This is a genomic window from Streptomyces sp. NPDC058274 (assembly GCF_042881375.1).
Lineage (GTDB): Bacteria > Actinomycetota > Actinomycetes > Streptomycetales > Streptomycetaceae > Streptomyces.
The window spans coordinates 82,350-95,318 of sequence record NZ_JBHVXW010000026.1; the positions used below are offsets into that span (position 1 = coordinate 82,350).

The window sequence follows — 12,969 nt, forward strand, 5'->3', positions numbered from 1 at the left end:
GGCCATGCGACACACGGGACGTGCGACGAGCCCGGCCCGCGTGGGGCGCCGCACCAGGTCCGCCGCCTGCCTGCTCGCCGCCCTCGTCCTGGCCCTCGTCGCCGTCGGACTCAGTCTCTGCGTCGGTACCCGGCCCGTGCCGCTGTCTGCCGTCGTCGACGCCCTGGTGCACGGCGGGAGTTCGCCGGACGCGCTGGTCGTACGGTCGTTGCGGATGCCGCGGACGGCGATCGGGGTGACGGCGGGGGCCGCGCTCGGACTGGCCGGGGCCGCGCTGCAGGCCGTCAGCCGCAATCCGCTGGCCGATCCCGGCATCCTCGGGCTGAGCCAGGGCGCTGCCGCGGGGGTGGTCGTCGCCATCTCCCTGGGCCTCGCGAACGGCTTCGGTGGATACGTCTGGTACGCGTTCGCCGGGGCCGTCGCCGCCGCGTGTGCGGTGTACGCGATCGCCTCGCGCGGGCGGGGCGGCGCCTCACCGGTGAAACTGGCGCTGGCCGGGACCGCCCTGTCGGCGATGACGGCCGGGGCCACCACCGTGGTGCTGACGTCGAGTTCGGCCACGCTGGACCAGTTCCGCTTCTGGCAGGTGGGGGCACTCAGCGGGCGGGACGCCGGGACGGTCGGGCGGATGCTGCCGTTCCTGGCGGCCGGTGCACTGCTGGTGCTGGCCTGCGCGCGCGGCCTCGACGCCCTCGCCCTCGGTGACGACACGGCGCGGGCGCTGGGGCACCGGGTCCATGCCGTACGGGCGTGTGCGGCCCTCGGTGCGACGGTGCTCACCGCGGCCGCGGTCGCCGCGGCGGGGCCGATCGCCTTCGTCGGCCTTGCCGTGCCGCACCTCGCCCGCCGCCTCGTCGCCGGCGGCCACCGGTGGGTTCTCCCGCTCTCCGCCCTGCTCGGCGCCGGCCTGTTGCCGGCCGCGGACGTGGCGGGCCGGGTGGTCCGGCCACCGGCGGAGGTGCCGGCCGGGGTGATGACGGCCCTCGTGGGCGTGCCGGTGCTCATCGCGCTCGTACGACGGAAGGACGTGGGAGCGTGAAGGGCGGGTCCCGCATCGGTGCGGCGAGGACCACGCCCGCACACACGCGTACGGCAGAACACCCCGGGACCGACAAGGACGCACCCCGGACCGGTACGGAAGAACCTGGGACCGTGCAGGACGCACCCCGGACGAGTACGGCGGAAGAACCCGGCACCGCGCAGGACACACCCCGGACCAGTACGACGGAAGAACCCGGCACCGCGCAGGACCCGGCGCTTCCGGTCGGGGTGAAAGTCCCGCCGGGGCCGCCCGGCACCACCGTGCTCCGCCCCCTCCCCGGCGTCTCGCTGCTGCTGCACCGCCGCTCGGCCCTCGTGGTCGGGGTGCTATTCGTGCTGCTCGGCGTGGTGATGCTCGGGTCGGCGTGTGCCGGTCGGACGTACGTCCCTCCGGGCGAGGTGTGGCAGGTGCTGCGCGGGCAGCCGACGGCGTACGACCTTGTGGTGGGCGAGCTGCGGCTGCCGCGCATCGTGCTCGGTGCGGCGGTCGGCGTCGCGCTCGGGCTCGCCGGGGCACTGGTGCAGAGCGTGACGCGGAATCCGCTGGCCAGTCCGGATGTCATCGGCGTCGGGCACGGGGCCGCCGCGGCGACGGTGCTGGCGCTCGCCACGGGCGTGGCCACCTCGCCCGGCGCGCTCCCGGCGGTCGCCGTCGCCGGCGGTCTCGCGGCCGCCGCGCTCGTGTATGCGCTGGCCTGGCGGCACGGGATGCGGCCGAGCCGGTTCGTGCTGACGGGAGTCGGGATCGGCGTCGCGTTGTCCGCCCTCGTACAGCTGTATCTGACCGAGAGCGAGCCGGCCGCCGCGGAGCAGCTCATGCTGTGGCTGACCGGCAGCCTCAACGGGCGTGGCTGGGCGCAGGCGGCGCCGCTCGGCTGGGTGCTGGCCCTGTCCCTGCCCGCCCTGGTGTGGGCGGGCAGGGCGCTGCGGCCGCTCGGTCTGGACGCCGACACGGCCGCGGCACTCGGGGTGCGTGTGCACCGTGACCGGCTCGGCCTCACGGCCCTCGGCGTGGTGCTCGCGGCGAGCGCGACCGCCGCCGCGGGTCCGATCGGCTTCGTCGCGCTGACCGCCCCGCAGCTGGCCCGCCGTCTCACCCGCACCCCGCAACTGCCGCCGGCCGCCTCGGCGTTGACCGGCGCGATCGTGATGGTCGCCGCCGATCTCGCGGCCCGCACCCTGTTGCCGCCCCTGGAGATACCGGTCGGGGCGCTCACGTCCCTGGTCGGAGGGCCGTATCTGCTGTGGCTGCTGGGGCGGTCGGGCCGCGGCTGACGGGCGGACCCGTGCGGGGTTCAGAGGGTCAGATCGTCGCGCTGTCGATCACGAAGCGGTAGCGGACGTCACTGGCCAGCACCCGCTCGTACGCGTCGTTGATCTCGGAGGCGCTGATCAGTTCGATCTCGGCCCCGAGGCCGTGCTCGGCGCAGAAGTCGAGCATGTCCTGGGTCTCCTGGATGCCGCCGATGCCCGAGCCGGACAGGGACTTGCGGCCCATGATCACGGAGAACAGGTTGAGGGAGATCGGCTCCTCGGGTGCGCCGACGTTCACCAGCGCGCCGTCCGTCTTCAGCAGGGAGAGGAACGCGCCGAAGTCCAGCGGGGCGGAGACCGTCGACAGGATGATGTCGAACGTGCCGGCCAGCTCCTCGAAGGTCTTCGGGTCGCTGGTCGCGTAGTAGTGGTCGGCGCCCAGCCTCAGGCCGTCCTCCTGCTTGCGCAGGGACTGCGAGAGCACGGTCACCTCGGCGCCGAGGGCGTGCGCGATCTTGACGCCCATGTGACCGAGACCGCCCATGCCGAGGACGGCGACCTTCTTGCCGGGGCCGGCGTTCCAGTGCTTGAGCGGGGAGTACGTGGTGATGCCGGCGCAGAGCAGCGGCGCGGCCTCGTCGAGGGCGAGTCCGTCGGGGATCCGGACGGTGTAGTTCTCGTCGACGATGATGTGCGTGGAGTAGCCGCCGTAGGTGGGCCTGCCGTCCTTGCCGATGCCGTTGTACGTCGGGACGTTGCCCTTGGAGCAGTACTGCTCCAGGCCGGCCTTGCAGTTCTCGCACTCGCGGCAGGAGTCGACCATGCAGCCGACGCCCACGCGGTCGCCGACCGCGAACTTGGTGACACCGGAGCCGGCCTCGGTGACGACACCGGCGATCTCGTGGCCCGGGACCATCGGGAAGATCGCCTCGCCCCAGCCCTCGCGGACCTGGTGGATGTCCGAGTGGCAGATTCCGGCGAACTTGATCTCGATCAGGACGTCGTGCGGACCGACCGGGCGACGCTCGATGGTGGTGCGCTCCAGCGGAGCCTTGGCGGCGGGGGCGGCGTAAGCAGCGAAAGTGGTCATGCCGGGGTTCTCCTCAGGAGGGGTTCCGTACCCGGCCGCCTTCCGACCGGGTACGCCATCCACAGTGCACCTTCCCCCGGAATTCACCCAGGTCACGGCTTTGCCTACGTTCACTGGTCCTACTACTGACGGGGTCAGGCTGATGGGCGTACGACCGTGAATACTGGATGCATGGACGAACAGGCCCCCCTCCCCGCGGGCGCAGCGGGGCAGCCGCTGGACCAGCGTGCCGAGCTCAGTGAGTTCCTGCGCACCCGCCGGGCCCGGCTGAAGCCGGAGGACGTCGGGCTGCCGGACTTCGGCCGGCACCGCAGGGTGCCGGGGCTGCGCCGCGAGGAGCTGGCGCAGCTGGCCGGGGTCTCCGTCGCGTACTACACCCGCCTCGAACAGGGCAACGGCCGGAACGTGTCCGCGGAGGTGCTGGACGCGATCGCGCGGGCCCTGCGGCTGACCGACGCCGAGTACGCGCACCTCACGCACCTCGCCAAGCCCAAGCAGCACAAGAAGAAGCAGTCGGCGCGTCCGCAGCAGGTCCGGGGGGCGCTGCGGCAGCTCCTGGACACCATGGACGGCATCCCGGCGTACATCACCAGTAGCCGCTCGGACGTCCTGGTCTGGAACCGGATGGCCGCGGCCGTCTTCGGCGACTGGTCGGAGCTGCCGCCGCACGAGCGGAACTGGGCGCGGATGGTGTTCCTGAAGCCGGAGTACCGCGAGCTGTTCGTGGAGTGGGAACAGAAGGCGATCGACATCGTGTGTCTGCTGCGGATGGACGCGGGCTGCCATCCGGACGATCCGCAGCTGTCCGCACTGGTCGGGGAGTTGTCCGTGAAGAGCGAGGACTTCCGGCGGCTGTGGGCCACCCATGACGTGAAGGAGAAGACGTACGGGGTGAAGCGGCTGCGGCATCCGCTGGTCGGGGACCTTGCGCTGCAGTTCGAGTCGTTCCGGCTGTCCGACGACAGTGAGCAGGCGCTGATCACCTATCACGCGGAGCCGGGGTCGGCCTCGGCGGAGGCGCTGCGCCTGCTGGCCAGCTGGGGCACGGACGCGACCCGGGCGGGCGCCGCCTCGCAGTAGGGGTTCACGTGCTGCCCCGCGCCCCTGGAACAGGGAGCGCGGGGCACGCGTAAGCGGGTCCGAGGGGCAACAAGGGCAACGGAACCCGTCTCTCACCCCCGGTACGGCGGTGCGGACCCCCAGGTCCAGCGGGGGATCGGCTGCTCCCCGGGCGGCGTCGCGTCCGGGCCGGAGAAGTACACGGCCAGCCGCGTCCCCCACTCCACGTACGCCACGAACGCGGAGCGGAACTCGGCGTCGGTCGGGAGACCGGCGTCGTCCGCCGCGTCCTGGAGGAGGTTCACCCAGCGCCTGCGCTGGGGCTCCGTGATCCCCTTGCCCAGGTGCTTGGCGACCATGTGGCCGTGTCCGCCCTGGGTCTCGGAGTACGCGGGCGGCCCGCCGAAGACCTCGCCGAGCCAGAGGGCGACGTGGGCGGCGTGCTCGGGGGCCAGCTCCGCGAACAGGGGCGCGAGGAGGTCGTCCTTGAGCACCCTGTCGTAGAACGCCTCGGTCAGGCGGGTGAAGGCCTCCGCGCCGCCCGCCCAGGCGTACAGCGTGGGTACGGAGGCGCCCGTACCCCGGACCGTCGTCGGCTTGTAGTGGCGCATCTCCTCGATGTCGCCGATGTAGGGGCGGATCTCGGCCAGGAAGTCGGGGAAGAGCTCCGACGTGCGGAAGCCCTCGACGTGGCCCTCGGTCGAGGTCCAGGTGATCCGCAGGACGAAGTGCTCGAAGTCCTCCTCGCAGCGCGCCAGTTCGTAGTCCACGCACTGCGGGGCCGCGGCGAGCTGGGCGGCGGCCCGGGTGTAGGCGGCCAGGAACTCCGCGGACTGCTGCGCGGGGATCCGGTACCGGATGTATTCCACGGTCGATACGGTCATGCCCCCACACAAACACGGACGGCCCGCCGGAAGCTCTGCTTCCGACGGGCCGTCGTGCGTATCAGCGCTGGGCGAAAACCGGTCAGCGCTCAGCGAGACGCGCGCCTGCGGTACGGCTCACTTGCCGTAGTAGGCGTTGTAGATCGAGATCGTCGACTTGTTGCCCTTCTTGTCGGCGATCTTGGCGTGGAAGGAGATGCCCTTGTCCTTCGCCGGGTTCTTGACGGTGATCTTGCCGTTCTTGACGTTGACCTTGGTCCACGTCTGGCCGTAGTCGTACGACACGTACACCGCCAGCGACTTCAGGTTGCTGCCGGCGGCCGCGCCCTGGACGGTGACCGGGACGGTGACCTTCTTGTCGGCCTCGACGCGGCTGTCCAGACCCGTGGCGGCGTTGAAGCGGACCGTGGAGACGGGCAGCTTCGCGCTGTCGACCTTCTTGGAGTGGAAGGTCCAGCTCGCGTCGATCCGGGTGGAGGCCGCGGCGACCTTCACACTGCGCTTGACCGAGGTGGTCAGCTTGTACTCGGCGTTGCCGGCCGGGACCTTGAACTGCTCCTCACCGAAGAGCGGGTCGGCGTTGGAGCCGACCTTGGTGCCGTTGCGGTACAGGGTCGTGGTGACCGAGCTGAACAGCGAGGAACCGGCGTGGGTCTGGCCGTCGGCGAACAGGGGCACGAGGCCGTAGATGTTGTTGCCCTCGCGGTAGACGCCGTAGGCGCCGCCGATCCGCGGCCCGAAGACGGCCGTGCCGAAGACCTTCGCGTAGCTCTTGCCGCCCGTGAAGGCCTGGGAGTTGCCGAGCGTGTAGTAGGCCTCGCTGATCGGGAAGCCGTCCGCGTCGACCCCGCCGTACTGCTCGAAGTCGATGCTCCACTTCACGCCGCCACCGGTGGACAGGTGCAGCGTCCGGGTGCCGGGCAGGGCCTGCGGGATGGAGATGGCGGAGCTGCCGGAGCTGCCGGGCAGCCATCCGAACGCGGTGACCGCGCCCTTCTTGCCGCTCGTGGAGCCGCCGAGTCCGGTCTTCACCGTGGCCAGTTCGTTCGCCTTGTAGTGCTTGGTGTAGCCGGTGGCGAGCTGCTTGACCTTGGCGGCCGCGGTGGTGTCGTACTGCGCGTCGTCACCCTTGGTCCAGTGCGCGTCCCACTGCTGGGAGAGCGAACCGTCGGTGATCTGCGGACCGAGGTGGGCGGTGTGGAAGTTCTCGTACGAGTCCAGCCACCAGCCGTAGGAGTAGCTGCCGTTGCCGGCCTCCACCGTGAAGTCCGGGGACGCGAACGCCGACTTGACGCCGGTGTCGGGCACGGTGATGTCCACCGGCTTGGCGGTCCGCGCGTCGACGGTGATCGTCGTGTCCTTGGCGATGTTCAGCTTCGGCTGGGCGATCCAGTCGGCGCCCTTGGTGAAGTCCTCCGGGTCCACGAACAGACCCGAGTTCAGGATGTAGCCACCCTTGGGGACGCGCACCTTGACCGTGCCCGAGGCGTCGTAGGGCGAGAACCACTTCTCCGTGGCGAGGCCCGAGACACCGGACAGGTCGGTGCCGTAGTTCACGGCCGGCTTGCCGTCGCGGTCGATGTGCTTGAGCGTGACGGTGTACGACTCCACCTCGCGCTGCACCGCGGCCGCCGTGCGGACACTCTGGCCGCCGCCGGTCGCCGTGACGTACGCGGAGTACGCGCCGTCCGTGGTGCCGCCGAGCTTGCTGTTGACCGTGAGGTCGGCGGAGGCACTGCCGTTCGCCGGGACGGTGAGCGTCTTCGCGCCGAGCGTGAAGAATCCGGCGGGAGCGGCCTGGCCCTTGGGGTTGGTGGCCGCGACCGACAGGTTCAGCGTGACGTCGGTCTTGCCGAGGTTGCGGTACGTGACCTTGTGGGTGACCGGGGTGTCGTCGGTGTGCGGCCACTGCTGGGTGCCGAAGCTGACCGAGTTCGGCTCGGCGAGCACGGACTGCTTGATCGCCTTGTCGACGGCGATCCGGCCCGAACCCTGCTGGAACGGCGTGTACTTACCGCCCTTGGCGGAGCCGGTCAGCGCGCTCTTGAGCTCGGCGGACGTCCAGTCCGGGTGCTCCTGCTTGAGGATCGCCGCCGCGCCCGCGACATGCGGGGTCGCCATCGACGTACCCGAGATCGTCAGGTAGCCGGGCGGGTTCTCGCCGACTTCCTTGTCGATGACGCTGCCCGGTGCCGCGGCGGCCGTGATGTTCACGCCGGGGGCGGTCACGTCGGGCTTGATGGCGCCGTCGAGGCCGGGGCCGCGGCTGGAGAAGGACGCCAGCTTGTCGCTGTCGTCGACGGCGCCGACGGTGAGCGCGGCGGCCGCGCTGCCCGGGGAGCCGATCGTCTGGTCGCCGAACTCGCCTTCGTTGCCGGCGGCGATGGCGAAGAGGATGCCCTTCTCCGCCGAGAGCTTGTTGACCTCGGCTTCGAGCGGGTCGATCTCGGGGGTGTCGCCGCCGCCCAGGCTGAGGTTGACGACGTCGGCGCCCTGCGCGGCGGCCCACTCCATGCCCGCGAGGATCTCGGAGTCCTCTCCGTAGCCCTCGTCGCTGAGCACCTTGCCGTTCAGGATCTTCGCGCCGGGCGCGACACCCTTGAACTTGCCGTTCGACTTCGCGCCCGTGCCGGCCGCGATGGACGCGACGTGCGTGCCGTGACCGAAGTGGTCGGTCGCGTCGGCCGAGGTGGAGAAGTTCTTCGACTCCAGCACCTGGTCCTTGAGGTCCGGGTGGGTCGCGTCGACACCGGTGTCCAGGACGGCGATCTTGACGCCCTTGCCGTCGTAGCCCGCCGCCCACGCGGTGGGGGCGCCGATCTGCGGCACGGACTTGTCGAGGCTGGCCTTGCGGACGCCGTCGAGCCACACATGGGCGATGCCGGAGGCGGCGGTGCCCTCGTTGGTGACCGCGTCCCACAGCTGGTTCGCGTCCTGCTTCGGCGTGAGGACCGCGTCCGCGTTCAGGGACTTCAGGGTCCGGCGGACCTTGGTCTCCCCCGCGTCGCGGACGTCGGCCTTGGCGGCCGTCGCGGATCCCTTGTAGCCCACGATCAGCTTCAGGCCCTGCTTCTGCGCCTTGCGGCTCGCGGCCTTGTTGAGCTCGGCCACGTCGAAGAGGCGCTGGTCCAGCTTGCCCGTGGCGATCAGCCGCTGTGCGTCGGCCGGGACGACGAGCGTGCGTCCGTCGGCCTTGCGCACCTGGACGGGTATGTGTTCGCGGCCCTTGGCGGCCTCGAAGCCGATCACGCGCCCCTTGGCACCCATGACGACACGGTCACCGGTGATCAGGGTGATGCGGTGCTTGGCCGTGAAGTCGCCTGCCGTGGCCCCCGTGGCACTGCCGGTCTGCTCGGCCGACGCCGGGCTGGTCATGCCCGCCGCCAACGCCACGGCGGCTGCCGCGGCGACCGTGGCCGCGCATGCTCTTTTCACTTGTCTGCGCAAGTCTCCCCCTGGAGATGAGTTCCGGATGAATTCCCCATTCACCCGGTCGGGGGCAGTCCCGCACGTGTGCACGTACACCCCCCGGTATACGCAGTATGCCCGGGGGGTGATCAGGTGCTCAATAGTGAGACGAGGGTTAAGAGTTGATTACTTCCTTCCGTTTGGCGACCAAAAGGGACGACTCGGGTCTGTTCCGGCGGAATGACCTCAGTGGCCCGCGTTCTCCTTGACGGTGATCTTTCCCTTGCGGATCGTCGCGACCCGAGGGGCCTTCTTCGCGATCGCCGAATCATGGGTGACCATGATGAAAGTGAGCCCGTGCTCCTTCCACATCGTCTCCAGTACGTCCATGATCTCGTCGCGCATGGACTCGTCGAGGTTGCCGGTGGGTTCGTCCGCGAGGAGCACCTTCGGCTGCTTCACCAGTGCCCGGGCGATGGCGACCCGCTGCTGCTGACCGCCGGACAGCTCCGCGGGCAGATGCCCGGCCCGCTCGGCGAGACCCACCGACTCCAGTGCGTCGGCGGCCCGCTGCCGCCGCTCCTTGACCTTCACCTTCAGCGGTACGAGAGCGGTCTCGACGTTCTCCTGCGCGGTGAGCGTCGGGATGAGGTTGAAGCTCTGGAAGACAAAGCCGATGTTCTGGCTGCGCACGTTGGTGAGCTTGGCCTCGGACAGCTTCGCCAGGTCGGTGCCGTCGAGGTCGACGCTCCCGGAGGTCGGCCGGTCGAGCCCGCCCAGCATCTGCAGGAGGGTGGACTTGCCGCCACCGGTGGGGCCCTGGATGACGAGCCGGTCGCCGTCCGCGATGGTGAGGTCGACGCCGGCGAGCGCGTCGACGGTCTCCTTGCCCCGCGTATAGCGCTTGGTGACGCCTCTGAGTTCGTACATGGTGCAACTCCTGGTCTGCGTAAGGATGATGGGCGCCGGGGCGGGGACAGTGCGCGGGCCTGCTCGACGCGGCGCGGAGTGGTCCCCGGGGCTACTCGACGCGGCGCAGGGCGTCCGCGGGCCGCAGCCGGGAGGCGCGCCAGCCGCCGAAGGCGCCGGCGATCAGACCGCCGGTGACGGCGAGGGCGACCGCGACGACGATCGTGCTGAAGGCGACGGGAGCGGTGAGCGCGACGTCGAGGGCCTTGGACGCGGTCTGCCGCGCGGGGCCGCCGAAGCCGCCACCGGGACCTCCGCCGCCGGGGCCGCCACCCGCCGACGGCAGCTCGGCCTTGAGGGTGGGGCTGATCGCCGTGACGACATAGGCGCCCGCGAGACCGACCCCGATGCCGAGGACACCGCCGACCAGCCCGTTGACGATGGCTTCACCGACGACCTGGCGGGTCACCCGGCCGGACTTCCAGCCGAGGGCCTTGAGGGTGCCGAACTCGCGGACGCGGCGGGAGACCGCCGAGGAGGTGAGCAGTCCCGCCACCAGGAAGGCGGCCACCAGGACGGCGATGGACAGCCACTTGCCCACGCTGGAGGCGAGGTCGGAGGCGGTCGACAGGGAGCCGGAGACGGTGTCGGCGAGGTCCGCCGAGGTGGTGACCGTCGTACCCGGGATGTTCTTCTGGATGGTGCTCTTGACCCCGCTGATCTGCTGCGAGTCGGCCGCCTTGACGTAGATCGTGGTGACCTTGTTCTTGGAGTCGCTGAGCGTCTGCGCCTGCTTGAGCGGGATGTAGAGGTTGGCCGCCGCGTCACCGCTGTCGGGCGTCGCGATGCCGATGACCTTGTACTTGACGCTCTTGACCGTGACGGTGTCGCCGAGGACGAGCTTCTTCTCCTTGGCGTACGACTTGTCGGCGATCACGACCTTGGCGTTGGTCTCGGAGGACTTGAAGGTCCGACCGCTGGTGATCTTCGAGGAGGTCAGCGGACCGAGGGCCGGCTTGGTGACGTCCGTGCCGTAGACGGAGTAGCTGTTGACGTCGAACTGGGCGCCGCCGCCCTCGACCCGGCCCTGCGGCGAGGGCGGGGCACCCCGGCCGCCGCCCTGCTGGTTCGGGTCCTGCTTGAACTGGCCCTGCTTGAACTGGCCGTTGACCTTGATGACCTGGAGGCTCAGCCCGCCGACGGCGTCCCCGACACCCTTCTGGTCGTCGACCTTGGTGACGGTGCCGGCGGCCAGGGTCTGGAAGCCCTGGACCATCACGCGGTCGCTGCTCTGTTCCGCGTCGGAGTCGGAGTCACGTGCGTCGAAGTTGAAGCGGGGCCGGTCGCTGCTGCTGGACTGCGCGGCAGCGGCCTTGGTGACGGTCATGTCCGTGCCCAGCCCGTACAGCGACTGGAGGACCTTGCCCTGCGCCTTCTCCATGCCCGAGGAGACGGAACTGACCACGATGACCAGGGCGATGCCCAGGGCGAGTCCGGAGGCGACGACGAGGGCCGCTTTTCTGCGGCGGCGCAGTTCGCGCCTCAGGTAGGTGAAGAACATGGCCGAAAGCTAGGTACGAACCGTGATGACGGCATAAGGCCGGGATAAGAGAACGATGAGAAGGCTGTGGTTTACGGCCACCGGGGGCTGTGCACCGTCTCGGAATGCTGTGCTCCGCCTCGGAACGCTGCGCTCCGCCTCGGAGTTGCGTGCTCCGCTTGTCGGCGCGGGTGCCCGGAAATGCCGAAGCGGCGACCCCCTTGCGCAGGGAGCCGCCGCTGGTGACGGAGTGAGCCGGCGTCAGGCGCCGGCCGGGTGAGCCGGCGTCAGGCCGCCGAACCCGCCTGCCAGGCCGCCCAGTCCATGTTCCAGTCGCTCAGACCGTTGTCCGGGGCGATGGTCTTGTCGCCGGTGTTCTTGATGACCACGACGTCGCCGATGAGCGAGTGGTTGTAGAACCACGCGGCCGGCGTGTTCGGGTCCTTGGCACCCTTGGTGTCCGAGAGGCCCACACAGCCGTGGCTGGTGTTCACCGAGCCGAAGATGGACTTCGCGCCCCAGTAGTTGCCGTGGATGAACGTGCCGGAGGCGGACAGGCGCATGGCGTTCGGTACATCCTTGATGTCGTACTCGCCCTTGCCGTCGTCGTCCGTGAAGCCGACCGTCGCGCCGTTCATCCGGGTCTCCTTGAACTTCTCGGAGATCACCATCTGGCCCGCGTACGTCTTGTTCTCCGGAGAGCCCGCGGAGATCGGGATGGTCTTGATCGTCTTGCCGTCCTGCGTGACCTTCATGGTCTTCGTCTGGGCGTCGACGACCGAGACCTGGTTGCGGCCGATCTTGAAGGTGACCGTCTTCTGCTGGACGCCATACACGCCGTTCGCGCCCTCGACGCCGTCGAGGTTCAGCTTGAGGGTGATGGTGGAGCCGCCGGTCCAGTACTGCTCGGGGCGGAAGTCCAGGCGGTTGGCGCTGAACCAGTGGCCGACGACCTCCTGGCCGCTGCTGGAGGAGACGGTGATCCCCTTCTGCACGGCCGCCTTGTTCGTGATGGCCTTGTCGAAGTTGATCGACACCGGCATGCCGACGCCGACGGTCGAGCCGTCCTCGGGCGTGAAGTTGCCGATGAAGCTGTTGGCCGGGGAGACCGTGGCGAAGGAGGCGTTCTCGTGGGCGGCGCGGCCCTCGGAGTCCTTGGCCTCGGCGGTGATCTTGTACGTGGTGGCGCGCTCGAGCTGGCCGGTCGGGGCCCAGCTCTTCTTGTCCGCGGATATCCGGCCGGCCACCGCGGTGCCCTCGGCGGTCTTCATGGTGACGTCCGTGAGCGAGCCCTTGCTCACGGTGACCTTGGTGCCGTTGTTGATGGAGGCGTTGTCGGAGCCGTCCTTGGGCGTGATCTTGATCTGGGCCTCGGAGGTCTTCTTGGCGGCCGCCTCGTCGACCTTGGCCTGCGAGGTGCTGTCACCGCCGCCCGAGCCGCCGGCCTTGTCGTCGCCTCCGCTGCACGCAGAGAGCACCAGCACCCCGCCGAGCAGTGCGGACGCGGCCATCAGGCCCTTGCGCCGCTTACTGTCCGTCATCACACGCTTCTCCATCGTTGCCGAATCCCCAAGAACCACGAGGGCCCCGTACGAACTTTCAACGCTACGACCGGTTCGTCCCGTTCCACATACCGCAGAGGTGTGGGGCACACCACGTCCGATCGACCGGATCCACTGCTGCGGACCCGGAATCGAAGCTGGTGCGGAGGTGGCCGGTGCGTCTCCTGAGACGAGGAAACCCCGGGCGGCGGTTGCCGCCCGGGGTCACGATTTCCCCCAAGC

9 protein-coding genes are annotated in these 12,969 nt (G+C 70.0%); 3 read left to right on the forward strand and 6 right to left on the reverse strand.

The window, feature by feature from the left end:
- Positions 1 to 4 precede the first annotated feature (4 nt).
- Positions 5 to 1,039, forward strand: coding sequence for a FecCD family ABC transporter permease (locus tag ACFVYF_RS34945; RefSeq protein ID WP_389461954.1), 1,035 nt, complete (start codon positions 5 to 7; stop codon positions 1,037 to 1,039).
- Between the two features lie 230 nt (positions 1,040 to 1,269).
- Complete coding sequence (locus ACFVYF_RS34950; protein WP_389462012.1) at positions 1,270 to 2,316, forward strand: FecCD family ABC transporter permease; 1,047 nt, start codon at positions 1,270 to 1,272, stop codon at positions 2,314 to 2,316.
- Between the two features lie 28 nt (positions 2,317 to 2,344).
- Here ACFVYF_RS34950 and ACFVYF_RS34955 read toward each other — a convergent pair whose 3' ends face one another.
- Positions 2,345 to 3,385 carry an NAD(P)-dependent alcohol dehydrogenase gene (locus ACFVYF_RS34955; protein ID WP_389461956.1) on the reverse strand — a complete coding sequence of 347 codons (1,041 nt, stop codon included), beginning with the start codon at positions 3,383 to 3,385 and terminating at the stop codon, positions 2,345 to 2,347.
- Positions 3,386 to 3,556: 171 nt separating this feature from the next.
- Here ACFVYF_RS34955 and ACFVYF_RS34960 point away from each other — a divergent pair, with 171 nt between their 5' ends.
- Entirely contained in the window at positions 3,557 to 4,465 is a 909-nt protein-coding gene (locus tag ACFVYF_RS34960) for a helix-turn-helix domain-containing protein (RefSeq protein WP_389461958.1), read from the forward strand.
- 92 nt (positions 4,466 to 4,557) lie between these two features.
- Here ACFVYF_RS34960 and ACFVYF_RS34965 read toward each other — a convergent pair whose 3' ends face one another.
- The 5 genes from ACFVYF_RS34965 to ACFVYF_RS34985 all read right to left on the reverse strand — a co-directional run bounded on the left by ACFVYF_RS34965 (position 4,558) and on the right by ACFVYF_RS34985 (position 12,741).
- The gene (locus tag ACFVYF_RS34965; protein WP_389461961.1) at positions 4,558 to 5,328 is read right to left on the reverse strand and encodes a group II truncated hemoglobin; all 771 of its coding nucleotides are present in this window, start codon (positions 5,326 to 5,328) and stop codon (positions 4,558 to 4,560) included.
- 117 nt (positions 5,329 to 5,445) lie between these two features.
- A complete protein-coding gene (locus ACFVYF_RS34970) occupies positions 5,446 to 8,763 on the reverse strand; it encodes a S8 family serine peptidase (RefSeq protein ID WP_389461963.1) in 3,318 nt (1,105 codons plus the stop codon).
- Between the two features lie 219 nt (positions 8,764 to 8,982).
- A complete protein-coding gene (locus ACFVYF_RS34975) occupies positions 8,983 to 9,666 on the reverse strand; it encodes an ABC transporter ATP-binding protein (protein ID WP_389461964.1) in 684 nt (227 codons plus the stop codon).
- Positions 9,667 to 9,757: 91 nt separating this feature from the next.
- Positions 9,758 to 11,206: an ABC transporter permease gene (locus ACFVYF_RS34980; protein WP_389461966.1), complete on the reverse strand. Its 1,449-nt coding sequence runs from the start codon at positions 11,204 to 11,206 to the stop codon at positions 9,758 to 9,760.
- Positions 11,207 to 11,472: 266 nt separating this feature from the next.
- A complete protein-coding gene (locus ACFVYF_RS34985) occupies positions 11,473 to 12,741 on the reverse strand; it encodes an Ig-like domain-containing protein (protein ID WP_389461968.1) in 1,269 nt (422 codons plus the stop codon).
- Positions 12,742 to 12,969: the final 228 nt, after the last annotated feature.